This window comes from Pseudomonas abieticivorans, from assembly GCF_023509015.1.
In the GTDB taxonomy this organism is placed as follows: Bacteria; Pseudomonadota; Gammaproteobacteria; order Pseudomonadales; family Pseudomonadaceae; genus Aquipseudomonas; species Aquipseudomonas abieticivorans.
Genome location: NZ_CP094975.1, coordinates 5,804,836 through 5,828,973, shown reverse-complemented (window position 1 = coordinate 5,828,973; position 24,138 = coordinate 5,804,836). Strand labels below are relative to the sequence as shown.

General features: G+C 64.0%; 22 protein-coding genes. 13 read left to right on the top strand and 9 right to left on the bottom strand.

Annotated features, from left to right (window positions below; genetic code table 11):
* Positions 1 to 123 precede the first annotated feature (123 nt).
* From L9B60_RS26485 to L9B60_RS26470, 4 genes are all read left to right on the top strand, one after another.
* Positions 124 to 645 (top strand): 2,4'-dihydroxyacetophenone dioxygenase family protein, encoded by a 522-nt coding sequence (locus L9B60_RS26485; RefSeq protein ID WP_249673931.1) that lies wholly within the window; start codon positions 124 to 126, stop codon positions 643 to 645.
* Between the two features lie 11 nt (positions 646 to 656).
* Complete coding sequence (locus L9B60_RS26480; RefSeq protein ID WP_249673930.1) at positions 657 to 1,475, top strand: SDR family NAD(P)-dependent oxidoreductase; 819 nt, start codon at positions 657 to 659, stop codon at positions 1,473 to 1,475.
* A 10-nt stretch (positions 1,476 to 1,485) separates the two neighbouring features.
* Positions 1,486 to 2,496: a zinc-dependent alcohol dehydrogenase gene (locus L9B60_RS26475; RefSeq protein WP_249673929.1), complete on the top strand. Its 1,011-nt coding sequence runs from the start codon at positions 1,486 to 1,488 to the stop codon at positions 2,494 to 2,496.
* 63 nt (positions 2,497 to 2,559) lie between these two features.
* Entirely contained in the window at positions 2,560 to 2,943 is a 384-nt protein-coding gene (locus tag L9B60_RS26470; RefSeq protein WP_249673928.1) for a VOC family protein, read from the top strand.
* 57 nt (positions 2,944 to 3,000) lie between these two features.
* Here the strand turns inward: L9B60_RS26470 and L9B60_RS26465 are convergent, their stop codons facing one another.
* Positions 3,001 to 4,290, bottom strand: coding sequence for a carbohydrate porin (locus L9B60_RS26465; RefSeq protein WP_249673927.1), 1,290 nt, complete (start codon positions 4,288 to 4,290; stop codon positions 3,001 to 3,003).
* Positions 4,291 to 4,464: 174 nt separating this feature from the next.
* A complete protein-coding gene (locus tag L9B60_RS26460) occupies positions 4,465 to 6,219 on the bottom strand; it encodes a sigma-54-dependent Fis family transcriptional regulator (protein ID WP_249673926.1) in 1,755 nt (584 codons plus the stop codon).
* On the opposite strand from L9B60_RS26460, the gene L9B60_RS26455 reads away from it, so the two are divergent.
* Both L9B60_RS26455 and L9B60_RS26450 read left to right on the top strand, forming a co-directional pair.
* Complete coding sequence (locus L9B60_RS26455) at positions 6,203 to 6,448, top strand: hypothetical protein (RefSeq protein WP_249673925.1); 246 nt, start codon at positions 6,203 to 6,205, stop codon at positions 6,446 to 6,448. The two genes, L9B60_RS26460 and L9B60_RS26455, sit on opposite strands and share 17 nt — an antisense overlap.
* A gap of 24 nt (positions 6,449 to 6,472) precedes the next feature.
* Positions 6,473 to 7,723, top strand: a complete 1,251-nt coding sequence (locus tag L9B60_RS26450) for an MFS transporter (RefSeq protein ID WP_249673924.1) — start codon at positions 6,473 to 6,475, stop codon at positions 7,721 to 7,723.
* Here the strand turns inward: L9B60_RS26450 and L9B60_RS26445 are convergent.
* The 4 genes from L9B60_RS26445 to L9B60_RS26430 all read right to left on the bottom strand — a co-directional run bounded on the left by L9B60_RS26445 (position 7,720) and on the right by L9B60_RS26430 (position 11,852).
* Positions 7,720 to 9,048, bottom strand: a complete 1,329-nt coding sequence (locus L9B60_RS26445) for an MFS transporter (protein WP_249673923.1) — start codon at positions 9,046 to 9,048, stop codon at positions 7,720 to 7,722. The genes L9B60_RS26450 and L9B60_RS26445 overlap by 4 nt on opposite strands.
* 72 nt (positions 9,049 to 9,120) lie before the next feature.
* Positions 9,121 to 9,966: an NAD(P)-dependent oxidoreductase gene (locus tag L9B60_RS26440; protein WP_249673922.1), complete on the bottom strand. Its 846-nt coding sequence runs from the start codon at positions 9,964 to 9,966 to the stop codon at positions 9,121 to 9,123.
* A gap of 10 nt (positions 9,967 to 9,976) precedes the next feature.
* Positions 9,977 to 10,978, bottom strand: coding sequence for a transketolase family protein (locus tag L9B60_RS26435; protein ID WP_249673921.1), 1,002 nt, complete (start codon positions 10,976 to 10,978; stop codon positions 9,977 to 9,979).
* A gap of 1 nt (position 10,979) precedes the next feature.
* Positions 10,980 to 11,852, bottom strand: coding sequence for a transketolase (locus L9B60_RS26430; RefSeq protein ID WP_249673920.1), 873 nt, complete (start codon positions 11,850 to 11,852; stop codon positions 10,980 to 10,982).
* Positions 11,853 to 11,983: 131 nt separating this feature from the next.
* On the opposite strand from L9B60_RS26430, the gene L9B60_RS26425 reads away from it, so the two are divergent.
* Positions 11,984 to 12,889, top strand: coding sequence for a LysR substrate-binding domain-containing protein (locus L9B60_RS26425; protein WP_249673919.1), 906 nt, complete (start codon positions 11,984 to 11,986; stop codon positions 12,887 to 12,889).
* Here the strand turns inward: L9B60_RS26425 and L9B60_RS26420 are convergent.
* A complete protein-coding gene (locus L9B60_RS26420; protein WP_249673918.1) occupies positions 12,882 to 13,838 on the bottom strand; it encodes a LysR substrate-binding domain-containing protein in 957 nt (318 codons plus the stop codon). The two genes, L9B60_RS26425 and L9B60_RS26420, sit on opposite strands and share 8 nt — an antisense overlap.
* Before the next feature lie 152 nt (positions 13,839 to 13,990).
* On the opposite strand from L9B60_RS26420, the gene L9B60_RS26415 reads away from it, so the two are divergent.
* On the top strand, positions 13,991 to 15,532 hold the full coding sequence (locus L9B60_RS26415) for an HAL/PAL/TAL family ammonia-lyase (RefSeq protein ID WP_249673917.1): 1,542 nt from the start codon (positions 13,991 to 13,993) through the stop codon (positions 15,530 to 15,532).
* 86 nt (positions 15,533 to 15,618) lie between these two features.
* Positions 15,619 to 15,933 (top strand): hypothetical protein, encoded by a 315-nt coding sequence (locus tag L9B60_RS26410; RefSeq protein WP_249673916.1) that lies wholly within the window; start codon positions 15,619 to 15,621, stop codon positions 15,931 to 15,933.
* Positions 15,934 to 15,939: 6 nt separating this feature from the next.
* Here the strand turns inward: L9B60_RS26410 and L9B60_RS26405 are convergent, their stop codons facing one another.
* Positions 15,940 to 16,896: a threonine dehydratase gene (locus L9B60_RS26405; RefSeq protein ID WP_249673915.1), complete on the bottom strand. Its 957-nt coding sequence runs from the start codon at positions 16,894 to 16,896 to the stop codon at positions 15,940 to 15,942.
* Positions 16,897 to 16,992: 96 nt separating this feature from the next.
* Between L9B60_RS26405 and L9B60_RS26400 the strand changes: the two genes are divergently transcribed.
* Positions 16,993 to 17,814 (top strand): helix-turn-helix transcriptional regulator, encoded by an 822-nt coding sequence (locus L9B60_RS26400; protein WP_249673914.1) that lies wholly within the window; start codon positions 16,993 to 16,995, stop codon positions 17,812 to 17,814.
* Here the strand turns inward: L9B60_RS26400 and L9B60_RS26395 are convergent.
* Positions 17,790 to 18,536, bottom strand: a complete 747-nt coding sequence (locus L9B60_RS26395) for an EcsC family protein (protein ID WP_249673913.1) — start codon at positions 18,534 to 18,536, stop codon at positions 17,790 to 17,792. The two genes, L9B60_RS26400 and L9B60_RS26395, sit on opposite strands and share 25 nt — an antisense overlap.
* Positions 18,537 to 18,738: 202 nt before the next feature.
* Between L9B60_RS26395 and L9B60_RS26390 the strand changes: the two genes are divergently transcribed.
* The 3 genes from L9B60_RS26390 (at position 18,739) to L9B60_RS26380 (ending at position 24,065) form a co-directional block, all read left to right on the top strand.
* Positions 18,739 to 20,832: an ATP-binding protein gene (locus tag L9B60_RS26390; protein WP_438866159.1), complete on the top strand. Its 2,094-nt coding sequence runs from the start codon at positions 18,739 to 18,741 to the stop codon at positions 20,830 to 20,832.
* A 1,167-nt stretch (positions 20,833 to 21,999) separates the two neighbouring features.
* Positions 22,000 to 22,530: a glyoxalase superfamily protein gene (locus tag L9B60_RS26385; RefSeq protein ID WP_249673912.1), complete on the top strand. Its 531-nt coding sequence runs from the start codon at positions 22,000 to 22,002 to the stop codon at positions 22,528 to 22,530.
* A gap of 113 nt (positions 22,531 to 22,643) precedes the next feature.
* Positions 22,644 to 24,065, top strand: coding sequence for a sugar porter family MFS transporter (locus tag L9B60_RS26380; protein ID WP_249673911.1), 1,422 nt, complete (start codon positions 22,644 to 22,646; stop codon positions 24,063 to 24,065).
* Positions 24,066 to 24,138: the final 73 nt, after the last annotated feature.

Sequence of the window (24,138 nt, the reverse complement as noted above, 5' to 3'; positions counted from 1 at the left end):
CTGCGTGCCGCAGGCCCCGCAATCTGGCCGTTTCATCGCTTGGCATAGCCTGTGCAAATGCTCTGCCTGGCCAGTCGCCCTTGTGCGCCCGGCCCATAAAAACAATCATCCGAGGCTAAGCCCATGTCCCATTCCGTCAAGCCAGACATTGTCCAACTCCCCCCTGAAGCGCACGCGCACATCATCGACCGCTATGCCTTGCACGGCGGCCACATCAGCAGCAGCGAAACTGAATCGCCGTGGGTGCCGTTTGGCGACAGCGCAGCGATTCGCCACCTCAGCTTCGACGTACGCACTGGCAGTGTCTGCAACATCCTCTGGGTCAAGGGTGGCGGGCGCATCGGTACCCACCGCCACCGCGCCGCCGTCTCGGCCGTGACCCTGGAGGGCAGCTGGGGCTACTACGAATATGACTGGACCTCCCGCCCCGGCAGCTTTGTCTACGAGACGCCAGGCACCGCCCATACGCTTTACTCCGACGACCCACAGGGCATGAAAGCGCTGTTCTGGATTCACGGCCCCATCGAGTTCTTCGACGAGCAAGGTCAGCACACCGAAACCACCGACGTGTTCTGGTTTATCAACCACTACGTCAGCCATTGCCAAAAGCACGGCCTGCCCATCAACAAGGCACTGTTTCTATAAGGATCGCGAGCATGAAGTTTTGGGAACGATTTGCCGTTGAAGGACTCCACTGCGTGGTCACCGGAGCTGCCAGCGGCATTGGCCTGGCCTATTCGGAAGTCATGGCCGAGGCCGGCGCCCAGGTCACCTTGCTGGACATAGACGCCACACGGCTGCACGAACAGGTCGAGCGTTTGTGCGAGAGTGGCTTGAACGTACAGGGCGAGGTGGTGGACGCCACTGATCGCGCCGCGATGTATGACTGCTTTGAGCGCATCGGGCAACGCCACGGCCGGCTCGACGTGGTGTTTGCCAATGCCGGCATCGATGCCGGCCCAGGCTTTCTCGACTGCGACGGCCAGCGCTGCCCGCAAGGGGCGCTGGAAGCCCTGGAAGAGGCGCATTGGGACAAGGTGCTGGCCACCAACCTGACCTCGGTATTCACCACGTTGCGCGCCGCCGTGCGCCTGATGAAGCCCCAAGGCAGCGGGCGCATCATCGTCACCACCTCCAACGCCGCGATGCTCAACGAAGCGATCGTCGGCACCCCCTACATGCCCGCCAAGGCTGGCGCCGCCTCACTGGTGCGCCAGGCCGCGATGGAACTGGCGCGCTACGGCATCAACGTCAACGCCATCGCCCCGGGCCCCTTCGTCACCAACATCGCCGGGGGCCGGCTGAACAATGCCGCGGACCGCGCCGCCTTTGCCCAACGGGTGCCCCAGCACCGGATTGCCAGCACCGAAGAGATCAAGGGGCTGGCGTTGTTCCTGGCCTCCCCGGCCTCAAGCTACGTCACCGGCGCCCAGATTGTGATCGACGGCGGCCAAATGCTCGGGCGAGTCGACTGAGGAGGCAAGCATGCAAGCTATTGTTTTCAAGGCCCCGCACCAACCGTTGCAGGTGGCCAGCCTGCCCGCGCCGACGCCTGGGCCGGACGAAGTGCTGATCGAGGTCTGCCGGTGTGGTATCTGCGGCAGTGACCTGCACATGACCCACGACCCTACCTTTGCCATTGCCCCTGACACCGTGCTGGGCCACGAATACAGCGGGCGCGTGGTTGAATGCGGCGCACAGGTGAACGGCTTGCGCGTGGGCGACCACGTGGCCGTGGCACCGTTGCGCGGTTGCGGCCAGTGCGAGCACTGTCGTCGTGGCGAGCCGGCCTGGTGTGCGGCCTTCAGCCTGCAAGGCGGTGGGTTCGCCGAGTTGGCCACCGCCCGGGCACACCAGTGCGTGGTATTGCCCGCCAGCATCGGCCTGGCCGACAGCGCGCTGGCCGAGCCCCTGGCCGTGGCCTTGCACGGCGTCATGCGGGCCCGCTTGCGCCCTGGCGCAAAGGTGTTGGTACTGGGTGCGGGTGCCATCGGCCTGGCCGTGGCGTATTGGGCCCGGCGCCTGGGCGCAGCAAAGGTGTGCATCACCGACCTGGGCGATTGGCAACGCGAGCGCGCCCTGCAACTGGGCGCCAGTGATTTCCTGGTGGATGACGGCAACCTGGCGCGGCGCATCCCCGAATGCCTGGGGGGGCCGCCGGACATCGTCTTCGAATGCGTGGGGCGCCCCGGGCTGATCGCCGCTGCCGTGGAGCACGTGCGCCCGCGCGGCACCGTGGTCATCCTGGGCCTGTGCACGGTGGCCGACAGCTTCATGCCCTTCCGTGCCCTGTCCAAGGAAGTCAGCCTGGTTACCTCGGCGTTTTTCAACCTGGATGAATTTCGCGCCGCCCTGGACGTACTCGACGGCCCACACGCAACGGCGCTGGCGATGGTCAGCGACACCGTGTCACTGGCCGCCATGCCTCAGGCATTCGAAGCGCTGCGCCAACGCACCCACCAGTGCAAGGTCATGGTGGCACCGTTTTCAAACTGAAGCCTTCAACCTGAGCGGTGCCATGTGGCACCGCCCGCTTTCAACCTGTACTGGAGAATCTTGATGAGTGTGTACACCCACGTAACCGTCGGCAGCAATGACCTGACCAAAGCACGCCAGTTCTACGACATCGTGCTCGGCCAGATCGGCCTGAACAGGCTGGTGGACCTGCAAGACAACGGCTCGATCTGGGGCGAGAAAGAACCCGCCTTTTTCGTGCTGCGCCCAGCCGACGGCGCCGCGGCGACCGTCGGCAATGGCGTGACAATCAGTTTTCAGGCACCCAGCCGCCAAGCCGTGGCCAATTTCCATGCCGCGGCCATTTCCGCCGGCGGTCGCTGTGAAGGCCTGCCCGGCCCACGCAGTTGGGCACCGAACGCCTACGCCGCCTATGCCCGCGACCCGGACGGCAACAAACTGGCGGTGTACTGCTTTGAGCCTGCCTGATTCGATTTAGCCCTCGCCCACACCTCCCGCCTTGGCGGGAGGTGTGCTTTCACGCGGCTAAAGCCCCAACGCGGTGCCCAAGTCGTACATCACCTGCACGGCGATCACTGCGCCATTACGGCTGAGCGGCGCCTGCGGGTTGTAGAAGTTGTCCGGGTTGAAGATGTATTGCACGCTGGGCTCCAACGCCAGGTCGCGACTGACCTGCCAATGGGTATTGAGCTCCACCCTCGACACACCGCGCCGGGTGCGCTCATCCTCGCCGGTCGCAGCCAGGCGTGCCTGCTCTTGCCAATGGGCCTGGCGCTCGCCCAGGCGCAGGTAACTGGCCTTGAGGTTGAGGCTGTCCTGCGGGCGCCCAAACGGCCCAAGGCGGGTCACGCCCACTTCGGCAAAATGCTCGAAAGGCTGCATGTCATCGGCGCTCCACGACCAGGAACCGAACCATTGCCAGGCGCTTTGCGGCACCGCGCCCGTGCCCTCGCGAGACAATGTCTGGCGAAATTTGAACAACAAGCCGCTGCTGCCACGGCGCAACGATCCATCAAGCGGGTCGATCTGCTGGCCACTGTTGTAAAAGCCGTTGAATTCATAATGGTAGGCGAACGGGGTTTGAGCGAACCCCTGTTCGCCTCCCCACCCCGCCAATACCGACACGCCGCTGGCATCACCCGGGTCCCAGTCAAAGCCTTCGGTGCGCTTGAGGTAATGCTGCGGGTTGGATTCGAACACGCCGGCATGCACGTAACGCCCCTGCTCCAGGTGGTAGCGTGAGTACAGGCTCCAGCTGCCATACGGGAACGGCAAAATGCCGGTGGAGTTGTCGATCACCGGGTCGTTGCAGGTGACGACATTGTCGCAGTTGGCCATGTAGAAATGCTGCTTGGCGTTGCTACGGCCTGCCACCAGTTCCAGGCGGTCTTCCAGCAAGCGCTGGTTCCAGGTAAAGCGCGCCAGGTAGCCGGCGTCGATATCGTTGTGCATCGGCGCGCCAGCGAAATAGCTGCCGGCCTTGCCTTGCCAATGGTCCTGGGCGGGTTGACCTTGGCCACGCATCCACGGAAAAAACACGTACTGAAACGACACCGAGGCACCCTGGATCGCAGCCAGCTTGGCCAGGTCAATATCGGCGCCGGCGAACACGTTGCCACTGTTGCCGTAGCGATAAGGTTGGGGGCCAGTGTCGAGGTTTTTCACCGAGAGGTTCCACACCTGTAAGTTGAGCTTGATCGCATCAAAGGGCGCCTCGGCGGCCATCGAGCAACTGCTGAACAGGGTCAGGAACAAAGCGGGCAAAGGGCTGAGGCAAACACCGGGCGAGCGGGTGCCGCGCTGCTGAGCAATCATGATGCACTCTCTATTGTTGTTGTTATGAAGTGCGGCCAGCGGGCCGCCAGAGGTGCATCGCAAAGGCTATGCCAGCCAGCACGGCAAGCGCCAAGGCCGGTAAAACCTGGCCTGGGGCTGCCGGCAAGCCCGCATCACTTGATCAAATTGATCGGCTTTGATCAGCCTGGATGATCAACCCAGGCCATGCGCCTTGAGGCGGTAGGCCAGTTGTGGCCGGGTCATGCCCAACTGTCGCGCAGCCGCCGAAAGATTGCCGGCGCAGGCTTGCACCACCTGGCGGTAATGCTGCAGTTGCTGGTATTGAATCGACTGCTTGAACTGGGACAGCGGCGAGCCTTGCAGGGGCAGGTCCGCGCCCTGGGTATCGGTGGCCTGCGCGCTGACCCTGCCGTCGCCGCCAATGCTCAAGCTGGGGCGCGGCGTTTGTTCCCCCGTGGGGAACAGGTGTTGGGTGCGGATCGACGCGTTGTTGGGCGCCGCGATCACGCCCCGCTCCACCAGGTTCTGCAGTTCGCGCACGTTGCCGGGGTAGTCATGATTGAGCAAGGCCTCGACCGCCTGGGCGCTGAAGCCGCTGACCTGCTTGCCGTGCAACTGGGTGTAGTGCTTGAAAAAGTGTTCCATCAACAACGGAATGTCGTCGCGCCGATCGCGCAGCGGCGGCAGGTGGATGGGAAAGACGTTGAGCCGGAAAAACAGGTCTTCGCGAAAGGTCCCCTGGGCAATGGCGGCACGCAGGTTGGCGTTGGTGGCGGCAATCACCCGCAGGTCGACCTTGATCGGCTTGTTGCCCCCTACCCGCTCGATCTCGCCTTCCTGCAAGGCGCGCAACAGCTTGCTTTGGGCGCTCAGGCTCAAGGCCTGGATCTCATCGAGGAACAGCGTGCCACCCGACGCCCGCTCGAAACGCCCCGCCCGGCCCTGCGTGGCCCCGGTGTAGGCGCCCTTCTCGGCACCGAACAACTCGGCCTCCAACAGGCTTTCGGGCAGCGCCGCGCAGTTGACCGCCACCAAGGGCCGGTCGGCGCGCGGGCTGAGCCGGTGCAGGCACTTGGCAAACACCTCCTTGCCCACGCCTGACTCGCCGCTGAACAGCACCGTGGCCCGCGTCGGTGCGACCTGGGCGATCTGATGGCGCGCCACGCTGAAGGCGGCAGAGATGCCCACCATGTCATCTTGCACTGGCAAGCTGCTGGTGGTACTGGCCGGTTGCGGGGCATCGCCTTGCCCCTCGGACCAGATCGAATTCATCCGGATGAAGTGGCTGGGGTCCCAGTGCCGCAACGCCTCGCTGTGCTCATGGTGCGGCAACCGGTCGGCGGTATCGCCGACGACCCGGCACACCTTGCCGCCCGCTGCCACGCACTCCACCTCGCGGTACACCACCAGCTTGCCGATGAAGGCACTGGCGTAGCCTGCTGCATAGCCCAGGGTCATCCAGCACACGGCCTCATCCCCCACGCCGTAATGGGCGATGTGCTCATGGGCCTCGCGGGAGTCGTGCCACAGGTACTCGCCATGGAAATGACCCTGGCCAATGTTCAGGTCCAGCTCCACGGTCTCCACGCGCACGATGCCCTGCAGCGCGTGCAGGCGCCCACCGGCGATGAACGAACTGCGCTCGTCCGAGCCCGTCCAGCGCTTGCGCACCAGGGCGGCGTCCTGGGTGCCCGCCGAATAGCCGATGCGCATCAGGATACGCTTGGCACCGTCGCGCCCGACGCTCTCGATCAGCTCGCGACGCAGCGCACCTAGTGCGCTGGAGTGCAACATGACCATGCTCTGGTCATCGAGCCAGATCCGCGCGTCCTCGTCGGAGAAACGCAGAAAACGCCGCAGGTCTGCCGGCGTCGGCTCGCAGGTTTCATAACTGTGCGCGGGGCGCGGGGCACAGGCGTGAGGGGCTGCCATGGACGTACGATTCATGCCTTCTCCGGTTATTGTTGTTATCCGCCGCATCGGTGCGCGGGGGATTGGAGAGATCGGGTTTGATCATCAATTTTTCCCACGTTCATCAACAAAGATCAAGGCAGCGCCACCGCACAGGCAGGCTGAATGCTTTGATTTCAATCGGTTGAACGCGCTAATCGCCGCTGGCCTGACCCTTGCTAAGTCATGGCTAACCGACGAGCCCTGCCCGTCGGTAATCCAATAACAATAATCATGCCGGAGATTGACCATGCGCCGCTGGTTCACTTGCTATGAAAACCGTCTGTTGTTTGTCCTCAGCCTGAGCTTCGGCTTTGTCTTTTTCGATCGCAATGCCATGAGCTTCCTGGCGCCTTTCGTGGCGCAGGACCTAGCCTTGAGCAACACCCAGATCGGCCTGCTGGTGTCGGCCCTTTCGCTTACCTGGGCGCTGTCCGGTTACGTGCTGGGCGCCCAGTCCGATCGTAGCGGCCGGCGCAAACCCTACCTGTTGGCGGCGGTCATGATTTTCTCGGCGTGCTCGTTCGTGTCCGGCCTGGCCGGTTCATTTTTCATGTTGCTGGCTGCCCGTCTGTTGATGGGCCTTGCCGAGGGGCCCATCCTGCCGATTTCGCAAACCTTGATGGCGATGAACTCGACGCCCGCCCGCAGGGGCCGGAACATGGGCATCATGCAGAACTTTGGCAGCAACTTGCTGGGCTCCTGCATCGCCCCGCTGGTGCTGGTGGCGATTGCCAGCCACTACCACTGGCGGTTGGCGTTCTTCGTGGCCGGGGTGCCTGGTTTGATTGCCGCCTGCCTGATCTGGAAATACGTCAAGGAACCCAAGGCCACCGTCACCACCACACCCACGCCGCGGGCGCGTACCACAACCTCGCTGCTGGACCTGCTGCGCTATCGCAACGTCTGGCTGAGCATGGTGATCGCCTGTTTTTACGTGGCCTGGATGGTGCTGGGCTGGGCCTTCATGCCGGTGTATTACTTGAACGAGCGCCACTTCAGCTCAACCGACATGGGCATCCTGATGAGCGTGCTGGGCGCCAGCGCCACCCTGTGCAGTTTTATCGTACCCGCCCTGTCCGACCGGTGGGGGCGCCGTAGCGTGGTGGTGGTATTTTCATTGATCGGCGCCCTTACGCCCTTGGCCGCGCTGTACTTTCAGGGGCCCTTCTGGGCACTGTGCGGCCTGCTGTTCGTGACCTGGTCGGCCAGCGGTGTCGCGCCGATCTTCATGGCCACCATCCCTTCGGAAACCGTGCCCACGCACTGCATCGCGGCCTGCGTGGGGTTGGTCATGGGCATGGGTGAAGTGGTGGGTGGCGTATTGAGCCCGGTGATCGGCGGCTGGCTGGCCGACGCTCACGGGCTGAGCGCACCGCTGTTGCTGCAGGCCGCCTGCGCAGGGGTAGTGGCCCTGCTCGGGCTGGGCCTGCATGAGACCGCGCCGCTGCGTGTGGGCCGCGCCACGGCGCTGGCAGGCAAAGGCGCAACCGTTCCCTAAAGTGCCTGGTTCACCACGGCGCCGCGCACGATCAGTGGCGCCGCCGTGGCCACCGCCGGTGCCGTCTCGCGCATCTTCAAGGCGCACAAGGTCGACGCCACCCCGAGCAAGCTGAACAACACCGCCGGCCCCATCCAGCCCACGCTGGCATACAATGCGGTGGCCACGAACGGCAAGGTGCCGGCGACCAGCGAGGCGCAGTTGTAGCCCAGGGAAATACCGGACGAACGCACGTTGGCAGGAAACTGCTCGGTGAACCAACTGGCCTCCACGGCAAAAATCGGGTCGTGGCTGAGCAGCAACGCCAATGCCACGGCCACCACCACCAGCACGATCACACCGCTGTTGATCATCATGAACATCGGAATGCCAAACACGATGGTAAACAGCGAGCCCAACAGGAACACCGGCTTGCGCCCGACCCGGTCACTGAGCGCACCGTAGAACAGGTGGCTGCCCAGGCCCAACGCCGAACCGATCATGGTGCCCCACAGCACGTTCTCCCGCGAGGCCACGCCGGCCAACAGCACGTAGGACAACATGAAGCTGGTCGCGATGTAGTAACCCCCCGTCTCGGCCAGGCGCAGGCCGGCGATCTGCAAAATCTTGCGCCAGTCGCTGCGGATCACCTGCAGGGCCGGCTGCTTGACCAAGGTGTTGTCGGCCTTGGCTTTCTCGAACTCTGGCGACTCGCTGACGCCCAGGCGGATATACATGCCCACGGCCACCATGGCGACGGAGGCAAGGAACGGCGCGCGCCACACCCAGTCACCTTCCAACAAGGCACCGCTGAGCAGGAATGCACCGTTGGCCATCAGCAGCCCCAGCGGGATGCCGATCTGCGGCACGGCACCGAAGAACCCGCGCCGGTGCGCCGGTGCGTGTTCGCAGGCCATCAGCACCGCCCCGCCCCATTCGGCGCCAAAGCCGATACCCTGGACCATGCGCAACACTATCAACAACAGCGGCGCCAACAGGCCAGCCTGCTCGTAGGTAGGCAGCGCACCAATCAACACCGTCGCACCGCCCATGGCCAGCAATGACCACAGCAATACCGTCTTGCGGCCCAGGCGATCACCGAAGTGGCCGGCCAGGTAGCCACCCAGCGGGCGCATGAAAAAGCCCACGGCCATGGTCGCGAAGGCCGCCAGGATGCCGATGATCGGTTCGGTGGTATGGAAGAACACTCGGCCAAACCAGCCGGCGGCTGCCGTGCCGTAGATGAAGAAGTCGTAGCTCTCCACGGCCGAGCCGATCATGGAGGCAAAGGACACTTTCGCAGCCTTGTCACCCGGCTGGGTCGTCGCTGAAGGGGACGGGTTCATGGCACTCTCCGCTATTTATTGTTGTTGTTGTTTGCGGGCAGGGTTTGGCCCTGCCCTGGGTTTGCGAAACACCTACTGCCAGGTCTCGATCACCCGGCTGTCATCGCGCTTGCCCAGCCCTGCGTCGGCCGCCAGGCAAAAGCGCTGATGGGCCACGGCCAGCAGCGGCACCTTGGCTGCACAGCCCTGAGCCGCATCGGCCACCAAGCCACTGTCCTTGACAAAAATATCGACCATGCTGGTGACACGGGTGTCAGTGCCCTCCAACATGCGCGGGCCGCGATCGGAGAGCATCCAGGAGCCCCCCGCGCCACCTTGCACCAGCTCCAGCACATGCGCCGGGTCAAGCCCCAGCGAGCGTGCCAGGCTCAGTGCTTCGGCTGCCGCAGCCAGGTGAACCGAGCACAGGTGCTGGTTGACCACCTTGATGGCCTGGCCGTCGCCGACATGATCGCCCGCCACCTTGACGTCACCCATGGCAACCAGCACCGGTGTCACGCGGTCCAGCGCCGCCTGTGGGCCTGAGGCAAAAATCAACAGGCTGCCGGTTTTCGCGCGCGCCACGCCGCCGGTGACGGGGGCGTCGATCACCTGCACGCCGTGCGCGAGCAAGCGCTGCGCTTGCTCGCGCACGGCCGCCGGCCCCACGGTACTCATCACCACCCAGTGCTGGCCGGCCTTGAGGGGCGTGCACTGGCTGACCAAGTCGGCCAATTGCGCGGGGGTGGCGACCATCACCACCACCACGTCGGCGTCAATGGCCGCGCGCCAATCGGCGCTCGCCTCGATGCCGTGGGCCTGCGCCGTGGCGCGCCCGGTGTCGCTCAATTCGATACCGACCACGGCGTGGCCGGCTTGCTGGATCTGCTGGGCCATGGGCAAGCCGATCGCGCCCAGGCCAATAAATGCGACGTTCATGTTCGAACCCTCAAGCCAGCCACAGGCGAATGTTGGCCGCCATGGTGGCGGTGGAAATGCCATAGCGATCGTGCAAGGTGGGCAAGGCGCCGGCGTCCAGGAACGCGTCAGGCAAGGCGATCTGCCTGAACGCCGGGTTCACGCCTGCCTTCATCAGCGTCAACGCCACGGCCTCACCCAGGCCGCCGACGCTGCTGTGGTTTTCGGCCACCACCACCAGCCGGCCACTGCGCCGGCATTGCTCGATCAGGGTGGCCTCGTCCAAAGGCTTGATGGTCGGCACGTGCAACACCGCGACGTCGGCGCTGCCGTCGGCCAACACCTCGGCCACCTCCAGGGCGCGCATGGTCATGATGCCGCTGGCGATGATCAACACATCCCGGCCGTCGCGCAGTAGCTTGGCCTTGCCCAATTCAAACTGGTAATCGTATTGGTCCAGCACCATCGGCACTTTGCCGCGCAGCAGGCGCATGTACACCGGCCCTTGGTACTCGGCGATGGCGGCCACCGCCTGCGCGGTGTCCAAGGCATCGCAGGGGTCGATCACGGTCAGCCCAGGCACGGCGCGCATCAGTGCCAGGTCGTCGGTGGCCTGGTGGCTGGGCCCATACCCGGTGGTCAGGCCGGGCAATGCCGCGCAGATCTTGACGTTCAGGTGCTCCTCGGCAATTACCTGGTGGATGAAATCATATGCCCGTCGCGTGGCGAAGACCGCGTAGGTGGTAGCAAAGGGCACCAGGCCTTCCTTGGCCATGCCGCCGGCGGCAGCCATCAACAACTGCTCGGCCATGCCCATCTGAAAATGCCGATCAGGGAACTCACGGCCAAACACATGCAGGTCGGTGTACTTGGAAAGGTCCGCGGTCATGCCGACGATGTGCCGGTTACGCTGGGCGGCGGCCACGAGCGCATGGCCGAAGGGGGCGGACTCGGTGCGCTGCCCTTCGTTGGCGATCGAAGCAATCATCGCGGAGGTGGTCAGGCGGGGTTTGGCTACGGTCCCGGTACTCATCTCAATGCCCCCCTTGCTGATGGCGAAGATCCAATGCATGCAGCGCGGCTTGCCATTCTTCTGGCTCCACGCGGATAAAGTGGTTTTTCTCGCGGGTTTCCAAAAAGTCCACGCCTTTGCCCATCAGGGTGTCGAACAGGATGACCCGGGGCCTGGCCTCGGCCAGCGCCATGGCCTGGTCAAAGGCGGTTATCACCGCGGGCAAATCGTTGCCATCGACCCGCTGCACATGCCAGCCAAAGGCCTGCCATTTATCCACCAGGGGTTCAAAGCCCAGAATGTCATGGGAGTTGCCATCGGCCTGCTGCTTGTTCAGGTCCACCAGGGCAATCAAGTTGCCCAACTGATGGTGCGCGGCCGACATCGCCGCTTCCCAGGTCGAGCCTTCGTCCAGTTCGCCATCGGACATCGAGTTGAACACCCAGGCCGGGTTGTTTTTCAAACGCAGCGCCAGGGCCATGCCCACGCCGATGGGCAGCCCCTGGCCCAGCGAGCCGCCGGACATTTCCATGCCAGGCGTGTAGCTGGCCATGCCCGACATCGGCAACCGACTGTCGTCGGAACCGTAGGTGTCCAATTCGCTTTCGGGGATGACCTGCGCTTCGATAAGCGCGGCGTATAGGGCAATCGCATAGTGCCCGTGGGACAGCAGGAAGCGGTCGCGGCCTTCATGGTGGGGATCGTTTGGGTGCAGGGTCATCGCGTGGCAATAGGCAACCGCGAGCACATCCGCCCAGCCCAGCGCTTGCCCGACATAGCCTTGGCCCTGTACTTCGCCCATGCGCAGGGCAAAACGGCGGATCCGCCAGGCGTGGTGCGCCAGGCGCTGAAGCGGCGCCACGGGGGCTTCGGCACTTCTAGGAATTGTTGTCATTATTGATTCCTGTTTTTTGTAAGAGCGTACCCAGGCGCACTACTGTGCTTAATTCATCAAACTGCCTGCGTACCACCTGCAATCAAGCTAACATCAGCCATACAGCCCTTACAAAAGACCTTTTTGCAGCAATGACTGAACATAATTCAGCAATCACCGCACTGCGCCGGGTTCCACTTTCATCACTGCGGGTGTTCGAGTCGGTGGGCCGCAGCGCATCGTTCATCCAGGCGTCGGTGGAGCTCGGTATCTCGTCGAGTGCGGTCAGCCATTCCATCAGAAAGCTGGAAGACGCCATCCAGATCCAACTGTTCGAACGCACCACCCGCGAAGTCAACCTCACGGCCAAGGGGCGCCTGTTGCTGGAGCACGTGCAGCGCGGCCTGGACGAAATGCAACGCGGCTTTGCCCTGGCCAACGCCGACGAACCCCCGCCCCTGCGCCTGCACACCGCGCCCAGTTTCGGTACCCAGTGGCTGATGCCGCGCCTATCACGGTTCGTGCAGGCACACCCGGCCATCGACCTGCGCTTTTCTGCCAGCACCGACTACGCGCAATTCGAAAATGACGACTTTGACCTGGATATCGTCTATGGCGAGCCGCGGCCCAGCCTCAACGAAAAGGTGCCGCTGGCGGTGGAACACCTCACCCCACTTTGCAGCCCGGCGCTTGCCGAACGCATCCGCAGCCCACAGGATTTGTATGCGCACACACTGATCCAGTGCGACGTGCAAATGCTGCAATGGAAAGGCTGGTTCGAGGCCAACCACCTGATGCCGCCGCACCACTATGCCCTGCGCTTTGACCGCAGCAACATGGCGATTGCCGCGGCGGTCAACGGCATGGGCGTGGTGTTGGAATCGACCTTGCTGGCCGAAGGTGAACTCAAGCGCGGCGCGCTGGTGGCGCCACTGCGGGCGCTCACTCATGACATCCAGTACATCGGCCACTACCTGGTGTACCCCAACCGTCGGACCCAGCACGAGGCGGCCGAAGTGTTCAAGAAGTGGTTGCTCGATGAGCTCGGCGTCAGGTGACCACGGCGCCGGCGGCGACACTTGCCAGCAGCGCCTGGGTAAGCGCTTGCTGCGCCCGGCCTCGCGCCACCAGCCAACGTTGGAAACTGCGGCACTGCGGCTTGTGAAAAGCCTCGCTGGCCCAGCGCAATTGGTACGGCGACGGCAACAGGCTGGGGTGCAGCACCGCGATGACCAGCCGGCCGCTGCCCAGCTCCTTGCCCACCATCGAATACGGCGCCAACACCACGCCCTGCCCCAGCAAAGCGGCCTCGATGGCCATGCCGGTGGACGAGAACGTGCGCGGGATGTGTAACGGCTGCGCAAGCACGACCTGCGCCGTGGCAAACCAGCTTTCCCAGGACGGCGGCGAATCGAACTTGGGCCGTGAGTCGACCCGAATCAACGGCAGCCTGGCCAGCGGCTCGGCGCTGGCAAAGGGGCCCCCGGCGGCGATCAGGGGTGGCGCGCACACCGGCACCACGCAATCCTGGAACAGCTCCAGGCCATGCTCGCCCTCTTGCAGGCTATCGCCATAGCCAATGCGAAAGTCCACGCCCTCCAAGGTCAAGTCCTCGTTCAGGGAGCTGTCCAGGTACACGCTGACCGTGGGGTTGTGTTGCTCCCATTCGCCGATCAACGGCCCCAGCCATTTGTGCAGCAACGACGGCAGGCCGCTGATGGACAGGCTGTGCGGGTCACGCGAGCGGTGAGCCTCATCGACTGCCAAGCGCAGTGCTTCGAACGCTGCCGTGCAACGGGCATGGAAGCGTTGGCCGCTGGGGTTCAGGCGCAGGCGTTGGCCGGCCTTGACCATCAGGCTGATGCCCAAGGCCTGTTCGAGGATTTTCATCTGCTGGCTGACCGCACCCGTGGAAATACCCAGGCGCCTGGCTGCCTGGGTGATGCCGCCGCAATGGCCGACGGCTTCAAATACTTCCATGGCCCGCAAGGGTGGCAGCGGATTCATCGGGTGAGATCCTTGGTCTATTTAGTTTAGGTATTCTAAACAATATCGCAGCTTTAGCCCACTTATCTTCACAGTAAAAGCCCCTTACGCTTTCAACCACGCCCCTGTACCTGGGGGCCTACGCGCGCTATTTTTTTCCTGTGGAGTGATTGATGAACCGCCATCCCGAGCAGATCGAACACGTGGTACTGGGCGACAGCGACCTGAGCCTTGAGCAATTCGTCGCCGTGGCGCGCTATGCCGCCACCGTGTCTTTTTCCGACGGCTACAAAGCCCGCGTCAACGCCTCCAGCCGTCTGGTCAAACGCTTCCTGGACGAAAACCGCCTGGTTTATGGCGTGACCACCGGCTTCGGCGACAACGTCAGGCACGTGATCGCACCGCAGGACGCCAAGCAACTGCAGGTCAACATCGTGCGCTCCCATGCCGTGGCCGTGGGTGAGCCACTGAACCGCGAGCAGGTACGGGCCATCCAGCTGATGATGCTGGTCAGCCTGGGCAAGGGGTTTTCCGGCGTGCGCCTGGCGCTGCTGGAACTGATCGCCGAGCTGTTGAACCATGACGTGGTGCCGTTCGCTCCCGGCGAGGGCTCGGTGGGCTACCTGGCGGTCGAAGGGCACATCGCCCTGGTGTTGCTCGGTGAAGGCCAGGCCCGGGTGGCAGGCGGGCCGCTGGTCGATGGCGCTACAGCGCTGCGGCAAGTGGGCCTGCGCGCCACCGAGTTGCACACCAAGGAAGGCCTGGCGATGCTCAATGGCACCACCTCGGTCACCGCGCTCAGCCTGTTGGCACTGTACAACGCCACCCAGGCAGCCCGCACCGCCGATGTCGCCGCGGCGCTGTCGGTCGAAGCCCTGCGCGGTACCGTGCGGGCCTTCGACCCGCGCTACCATTCGGTCAAGGCGCACCCGCTGCAGGCCCACACCGCGCGCATCCTTTGTGAGTTGCTGGCCGACAGCCAATTGGCGGCCGCAAACGTCGACCACCGCTTGCAAGACTTCTACAGCTTGCGGGCCATCCCCCAGGTGCACGGCGCGGTCAAGCAGTTCATCGACTACGCCCGCCAGGCGCTGGACAGCGAATTGCGCTCCAGTGGCGACAACCCGGTGATCTACCCGTTGGGCGACGACGATGGCATTGCCATCTCCGGTGCCAATTTCGACGGCTCCTACGTGGGCATGGCCGCCGACAGCCTATGCGTGGCCATGACCAACCTGGCCAAGTTCTCCGAGCGGCGCACTGATCGCATGGTCAACTCGCACTTCAGTGAAATGCCGGCTTTCCTGGTTCGCCAGCCGGGGCTCAACAGTGGCTACATGATCATCCAGTACACCGCCGCCGGCCTGCTGGGCGAAATGAAAGTACTGTCGCACCCGGCCTCGATCGACAGCGTTTCGACCTGTGGCAACCAGGAAGATCCGGTCAGTTTCGCCTATAACGCCGCCATGAAGGCCTACAAGGTGTCGCAAAAGCTCGAATCGGTGATCGCCATCGAAGTGCTGGTCGGCTGCCAGGCACTGGACTTTCACGACGTGGGCAGCGCCTCCAGCGCCACGCGCGCGGTGTACGACCGGGTACGCAGTGCCGTGCCGGTGGCCGATCAAGACCGTGCGTTTTATGCCGACATCGCCAGCGTGACCGAGCAATTGCGCAGCGGGCAGTTGCTCCAGGCAGTGGGGCCACGCTTTACCTAACCTTTACCGAACCTAGACCTGCGTTTACACGAAACGGGTGTTTCATACACACATGGCGAACCCAACATGCCGCCAGAGGAGACACCATGTTTTCGAAGATGACCCAAGCCTTGATCCTTTCCGGTTGCCTGGTCGCCGCAGGCGCGGCATCAGCCCATGATCGCGATGTGATAGTGCCCGTCATCGCCGGGGCAGCCGTGGGTGCCGTGGTGGCCGCCGTGATCAGCGGCCCCGGCCAGAACCACTACTACCGCCCGCAATACCAGGGCTATCAACCGCAGTATCGCTACCCGCCGCAATACCAGCCGGTGGCCTACGTGGTGCCGCAACGGGTTGAATACCGCCGGTACGCCCCACCGCCAACGCGCGGCTATTACGGCCCAGGCTACGGGCGCTGGTAACAGGCCTTACGCAATCACCCTTGCATAAACCGGGCGGTCTATATTGCCGCCCGACAAAATCACTGCCACCTTCTGCCCTGCCACCCGCTCACGCTCCTGCATCAATGCCGCCAAAGGCGCCGCACCGGCGCCTTCGGCCAGGTTGTGGGTGTCGGTGTAATACACCCGCATCGCGTCAGCGATCTGTTCGTCGCTCACCGCGACGATCCGCGCCGCCCCCGCCGCGTACACGGCAAAAGCCTCGGGGATTGGCTTGCGCACCGCCAGGCCGTCGGCAAAGGTGCCGGCCGAGGCGGTTTCCATCAGCGCACCGGCTTCAAAAGACTGTTTGGCCGCATCAGCCTCGGTAGACACCACACCCACCACCTGGGTCTTCAAGCCCAGCGCGTCGCGGGCGGCGATCACCGCGCAAATACCCGAACCGCAGCCGATGGGCACGTACACCGTGTGCAGGTCGGGTACCGCGTTAAACAGCTCCAGCGCGTAGGTCGCCACCCCCTTGACCAGTTCGGCGTGGTACGGCGGCACCAGGTAAAGGCCATGGGCCTGGGCCAGGCGCGCGGCCTCTTCGCGGGCTTCGTCAAAGTCCTGGCCAAACTCGATGACCTCGCCACCAAAGGCGCGCATGGCGGCGTTCTTTTCCACCGAATTGCCCACCGGCACCACGATCAGTGCCTGCAGGCCCAAGGCCCTGGCTGCCAGCGCCAGGCTTTGGCCGTGGTTGCCCCGGGTAGCGGTGACAATGCCTTTGACCTCTGGAAAGTTACGCTTGAGCCAGTGCATGAAGGTGATGCCGCCGCGCACCTTGAAGGCGCCGGTAGGCGTGTGGTTTTCATGTTTGACCCACACCGTGCAGCCCAGCCGTTGGGCCAGCAAGGGCCAGGCATATTGGGCGGTGGCCGGCATCACCTGGTACACCAGGCGGGCAGCGTTTTCGATGTCGTTGCGGATCAATCCGTGCATGGGCATGGCCTCTGGGGTTTGGCCCAGTCTAGGCAGATGCACCGGGCGCTGGCTTTCATAAAACTGACCTGACTTTCGCCCGCTCGATTGGCTACTATGACCGCCATGAACCGTTCCCCACACGTGCCCACACCGCCCCTTTGCGAACCGGTCCGGCGAGCCGTGGCGGGGCCGTGGGCGATCGAGTTGCTGCCAGGCGCCGCGTACCAGGCCCGTTATGTCGCCACCCAGTCGGCCATCGGCTTTGCCTTCGACAGCCAGCGCGGCCGGCACGCCATCGGCAGTGACCGGGTACGCCCGTTCGCCGCCACGGCCAATGGCCTGGCGTTCATCCCCGCCGGGTGTGACGTGTTTTCCGAATCGCCTGCGGGCGGCGAATACCTGCGCCTGGTCCGCAGCGACGGTGCGCCGCTGGTGGGCGACCAGGCGTTCAACAACCGGGTCGACCCGCCTGCCATCGCCCTCGCCCAGCAGATGCGCCGTGCGCTGCTGCTCGGGACGCTGGGCGCCGACTGGGAAGGCTGGGCCTTGGCCCTGGCTGCGCGGGCGAACGGCACTGCAGCGATGCCCCAAAAAGGCACGATGACCGCCCGGCGCCTGCGCCTGCTGGACGATTTCATCGACGCCGGGCTCGACGGGCCGCTGAGTGTGCAGGCCATGGCCCAGTTGCTGGAGCTATCGGAAGGCTACTTCACCCGTGCATTCAAATTGGCGATGGGCAAAAGCCCGCACAGCTACCTCATCGACCGGCGCCTGGCCCGCGCGCGCAGCCTGTTGCGCGGCTCAAACCTGGGCCTGGCAGCCATCGCCCAGGCCTGCGGGTTTGCCTCCCAGGCACACATGGCCACCGCGTTCCGGCAACGCCTGGGAATTTGCCCAGGCCAACTGCGCGATCATGGCCGCGCCGGCAGGGCCTGATACAAGGCCTGCACCGCCGCCTGGCCGTAACGCCGTTCCAACTGCCTGACAATGAAATGCCCCCGCGCCATGTCTTGGAAATGGTCGATGAACGCCAGGTTGACCAACGCCCCGCCCACGGCGCCAATGGCCGGTATCGCCTGGGCGGCCGCTTTCTCGCCCACGTGAATGCTGAACCGCTCGGCGATGGCGGCGATCAGCTTGAGGATCGAGCCGTCGGACAACGACTTGGCCAGCGCGGCGCGCACGGTGTAGTAGCCGGTTTCCGAATCATCGTCCTTCACCGAGCGGCCACCCAGCGCAAACACGGCCAGGCAGGCTTGCTTGGCTTCGTCGGTGTCCACCTGCTCGCCATGGCTGCGGGCGATATCGGCGATCGAGCGCAGCATGATCGAGGTCGACAGCGGCAATTCCACCCCCAGCCCCGCCAAGCCGAAAAAGCCGCCCACGCCGCCGCTCACGGCAATCCCGGTTTTGTGCCAGAGGTTGGAGGGTGCCTGCCCCGGTACACCCTTGAGGGTAAATACCGCCGCATCCAGGGCCTTGACCAAGGCCGACTGGGTGACGCCGGCAATGCGTTTGGTCACGCTTTTGGGCAATTGCTTCAGCGCGACCTCGATCGGCATGCCGATGATGTTGGTCAACTTGGCCACGAAGCCGGGGTTCTCCAGCAGGTTTTTTGCGTGCTGCAATTGCTGTTGGTCGTGCGGGGTAATGTTCATCGATTCCTCTGCGGCGAACTCTGGCGCGACGTTGCTATCAAAGTGCTGTCACGGCAACCAAAAAGCAAATTCCACCCAGCTGGGGTTTGATTGTGTGCCAAACCGCTTGAGTGTAAAAGTCCGGCCACGGCCACGTTAATGTCATGAGGGATGAGTTCTGAAACACCAAACCCGCGAGGAGCTGGCGTCCGAGAACGCCAGGCTGCGCCTGGCCCTTGAGCACAGCACGCGCACCGCCGAAACCGCACTGCGCCAAAGCGAAGAACGCTTCAGCACGATACTGGAAACCATCGAGGCGGCGTTCGCCATTGTCCAGGTCAAGTTCGATGCCAACGACCATCCGGTGGATTACCGCTTCGTGCAAGCCAACCCAGCCTTCGAGCGCCAGGCTGGGGTTAACCTGCGTGGCAAGTGGGTGACTGAATTCGCACCCGACCTGGAACAGTTCTGGTTCGACACCTACGGGCATGTGGCCAAGACCGGAGAATCGGCCAACTTCGAAAGCTATGCCAAGGCGTTCGAGCGCTGGTTTGACGTGCGTGCAATACGCGTCGGCGACCCCGCCGATCGGCAGATCGCGATCTTTTTCAGCGACGTCACCGAACGCCGCCGCGCTCAGGAACGCCTCGCCGCCAGCGAGGCGATCGCACGGCAAAACGTCGAGCGGGTGCAGTTGGCCCTTGCCGCCGGTGCAATCATTGGCACCTGGCACTGGGACCTGCCCACCGACCGCTTCACCGTTGACGAAGCCTTCGCCCGGGTGTTTGACCTGGACCCCGCCTTGGGCCTGGACAGCTTGAGCCTGGCCCAAGTGGTCGTGACCGTGCACCCGGACGATCGCGACGCACTCACCGCGGCCATCAATGAAGTGATCACCCGTGGCGGCGCCTATTCCCACCAGTACCGGGTGCGCCGGGCCGATGGGCGCTATTGCTGGATCGAAGCCAACGGTCGGGTCGACTGCGCCGAGGATGGCACCCCGCTGCGTTTTCCAGGGGTGCTGATCGATGTCGAGGAGCGCCGCAACATGGAGGCCCAGCGCGACCAGGCAACGGCGGCCTTGCGCGCGCTGAACGACAACCTGGAACAACGCGTGGCCGAACGCACCGCCGAGCTGATGCAAACCGAGGAAAAACTGCGCCAGGCGCAAAAAATGGAAGCGGTAGGCCAACTGACCGGGGGCCTGGCCCACGACTTCAACAACCTGCTGGCGGGTATCTCGGGCGCCTTGGAGCTGATGGGCAAGCGGATCGCCCAAGGCCGGTTTCAGGACGTGGACAAATACATCGTCACCGCCCACGGCGCGACCAAGCGAGCCGCGGCCCTGACCCACCGGCTGCTAGCGTTCTCCCGACGCCAAACCTTGGACCCGCGCCCCACCGACGTAAACGCGCTGATGGCCGGCATGCTCGAGCTGATCCAGCGCACGGTGGGGCCCAGCATTGTCCTGCAAACCCAGGCCGCGCCCGACCTGTGGCTCACGCTGGTGGATGCCAGCCAGTTGGAAAACGCCTTGCTCAACCTGTGCATCAATGCCCGCGATGCCATGCCTGCTGGCGGCCGCATCCTGATCGAAACGGCTAACCACTGGCTGGACAGCCAAGCCGCCCGCGCCCACGACATGCCCCCCGGGCAGTACCTGTCGCTATGTGTCACCGACACCGGCTGCGGCATGCCGCCCGAGGTCATCGCCAAGGCCTTCGATCCGTTCTTCACCACCAAACCCATTGGCCAGGGCACGGGCCTGGGGCTGTCGATGATCTACGGCTTTGCCAAGCAATCCGGCGGGCAGGCGCGCATCGACTCCCTCGTAGGCCACGGCACCACCATGTGCCTCTACCTGCCTCGCTACCTGGGCGACGCGACCCAGCTTGCGCATGCCCCGCACCCGGCGCCTGCCGCGTTCAGCAACGCAGCCGAGACCATCCTGGTCGTGGACGACGAACCGACCGTGCGCCTGCTGTTGACCGAGGTGCTGGGCGACCTGGGCTACACCCTGATCGAGGCCGCCGACAGTAGCGCCGGGCTCAAGGTGCTGCGCTCGGACGTGCACATCGATCTGTTGATCACCGATGTCGGCCTGCCCGGCGGCATGAACGGCCGTCAGTTGGCCGATGCCGGGCGGGAAATCCGGCCGCAACTCAACACCTTGTTCATCACCGGCTACGCCGAGAATGCCGCCATTGGTAACCGCGACCTGGGCCCGGGCATGCAAGTGCTGACCAAGCCGTTCGCGGTCGACAGCCTGGTGACCCGCGTGCGCGAACTGATGAACCACTGCCCGCCCTCACCGTAGGCGCGGATTCATCCGCGAAGCATACAACGCGGTTTACCAGGCAAACCGCAGCGCACTTTTCGCGGATAAATCCGCTCCTACGCCAGGGCCAACGCCGTCGTCAGCACGACCCGGGCCTCGCCCACACTGTAGGCGCGGATTCATCCGCGAAGCACACAACGCGGTTTACCAGGCAAACCGCCGCGCACTTTTCGCGGATAAATCCGCTCCTACGCCTGGGCCAACGCCGTCGTCAGCACGACCCGGGCCTCGCCCACACTGTAGGAGCGGATTCATCCGCGAAGCACACAACGCGGTTCACCAGGCAAACCGCCGCGCACTTTTCGCGGATAAATCCGCGCCTACTCAAGGGCCAGCGCCGTCGTCAGCACGACCCGGGCCTCGCCCACACTGTAGGAGCGGATTCATCCGCGAAGCACACAACGCGGTTTAACAGGCAAACCGCAGCGCACTTTTCGCGGATAAATCCGCTCCTACTCAAGGGCCAACGCCGTCGTCAGCACGACCCGGGCCTCGCCCACACTGTAGGCGCGGATTCATCCGCGAAGCATACAACGCGGTTTACCAGGCAAACCGCAGCGCACTTTTCGCGGATAAATCCGCTCCTACGCCACGGCCAACGCCGTCGTCAGCACGACCCGGGCCTCGCCCACACTGTAGGAGCGGATTCATCCGCGAAGCATACAACGCGGTTTAACAGGCAAACCGCAGCGCACTTTTCGCGGATAAATCCGCTCCTACGCCAGGGCCAACGCCGTTGTCAGCACGACCCGGGCCTCGCCCACACTGTAGGAGCGGATTCATCCGCGAAGCATACAACGTGGTTTAACAGGCAAACCGCAGCGCACTTTTCGCGGATAAATCCGCTCCTACGCCACGGCCAACGCCGTCGTCAGCACGACCCGGGCCTCGCCCACACTGTAGGAGCGGATTCATCCGCGAAGCATACAACGCGGTTTAACAGGCAAACCGCAGCGCACTTTTCGCGGATAAATCCGCTCCTACGCCACGGCCAGTTGCGGTACTATCTGGCCAGGCTGATGCTGCCTGCCGCTCGCTCCCCCTGGGAAAGGTGAAAGCATCTGATGGACCTTCAACCCGCTCACTTCTCTTGACGGTCGAAGTCTGGCAACGCGAGCCCCATGCGCATCGGCCACAGGAGTTGTGATGATTTCAATCGAACACGCCAAGCAGATGGCCACCCGGCTGCGTGCCTCGCTGGCCGCGCGCGAGCAACCGTTGGCCCATGCCGCCGCGCTGGAACTGGTGGCGCAGCAACTGGGCTACAAGGACTGGAACACCGCGTCCGCGCTGTTACCCCGGCAAGCTGCCAGTACCGCCGTCACCTTCGACAAACCCATCCCCATACTGCGCAGTTTCGATGAAGCCAAGGCGCGCGAATTCTACTTGGGCTTTCTAGGTTTCACGGTGGAATTCGAGCACCGCTTCGAAGCCGACCTGCCACTGTACCTGGGCATCAGCCGCGACGGTCTGCAACTGCATGTGTCCGAGCACCATGGCGATGCCAGCCCAGGCTCGACGGTGTTCATCCCCATGCACAACATCGAGCGGCTGCGCGACGAACTCCATGCCAAGCGCTACGGCTACGGGCGACCGGAGATTGTCCAGCAGGGCTGGGGGCAGGTGCTGGAGGTCTACGACCCGTTTGGCAATCGGCTGCGCTTTTGCCAAAGCTGAATCAATTCACCTAGTTTTCAGCGACGACGGAACTCGTGCGGGCTGCCGGCCCCTAAGCTCAGTCCGGGGCGCCCCGCGCCCCTTTCCCGAGCCCCTTCAGGACTGCGCCGTTGATGCCTTCTTCTACCCACTCGGCCACAGGCCCCGACCAGGCCAAACCGGCCGCCTCGCCTCGGCGCTTGATTTTTATCTCGGTACTGGTCGCCACCATGGGCGCGCTCGCCTTCGGTTATGACACCGGCATCATCGCCGGCGCCCTGCCCTTCATGACGTTGCCCGTCGACCAGGGTGGCCTGGGCCTGAGCCCATTCACCGAAGGGCTGGTGACGGCCTCGTTGATCGTCGGCGCCGCCCTGGGGTCGCTGGGCAGCGGCTACCTATCCGATCGCTTTGGCCGCCGGTTGACCTTGCGCGTGCTGTCGGTGCTGTTCATCGCCGGCGCGTTGGGCACGGCAACCGCCCCGTCGATTCCCTTCATGATTGCCGCGCGCTTTTTGCTGGGCATTGCCGTGGGCGGCGGCTCGGCCACCGTGCCGGTGTTCATCGCCGAAATCGCCGGGCCCTCGCGGCGTGCGCGGCTGGTCAGCCGCAATGAACTGATGATCGTCAGCGGCCAATTGCTGGCCTACGTGCTCAGCGCCGTGCTCGCCGCGCTGCTGCACGCCCCGGGCATCTGGCGCTACATGCTGGCGATTGCCATGGTGCCGGGCATCTTGTTGCTGGTCGGTACCTTCTTTGTACCCGCCTCGCCCCGTTGGTTGGCGTCCAAGGGACGTTACGACGAGGCGCAGCAAGTGCTGGAAACCTTGCGCGACAGCCCCGCCGCCGCCAAGCAGGAAGTGGAGCAGATGCAAGCCCACGACCAGCAGGCGCGCAAGCGCACGCCGGCCAGCGAACTGCTGCGCCAACCGTGGGTGCTCAAATTGCTACTGATCGGCGTGGGGCTGGGCTTCACCGCGCAGTTCACCGGGGTCAATGCCTTTATGTACTACACGCCCATCATCCTGAAAAACACCGGCATGGGCACCAACGCGGCATTGACTGCCACCATCGGCAACGGCGTGGTCTCGGTGGTCGCGACCTTGCTGGGCATCTGGGCCATCGGCCGCTATGGGCGGCGTCACCTGCTGATGACCGGGCTGGTCATGGTGGTGCTGATGCAAGCGGCGCTGGGCTGCGTGCTGCAATTGATGCCGCAGAACCTGACCCAAAGCTACACCGCTTTGGCCTGCATCCTGGTGTTTTTGCTGTTCATGCAAATGTGCATTGCCCCGGTGTATTGGCTGTTGATGTCGGAGCTATTCCCCATGCAGGTCCGCGGGTTGATGACCGGCACCGCGGTTTCGATGCAGTGGCTGTTCAATGCCACGGTCGCATTTGTTTTCCCGCTGGCGATCGCCGCACTGGGCAACCCGACGTTTTTCGTGTTCGCGGCCATCAATATTGGCTCGCTGGCGTTCGTGTTTTTCTGCGTGCCGGAAACCAAGGGCAAGTCCCTGGAAGAAATCGAAAAGCATCTAAAAAAGCAGCTATGAACCCAAGGGCCCTGCCAGGCGATGCCAAACGGTGCGGGGTAGACGCCTGGCTTATGTGATAATGGCCGCTTCC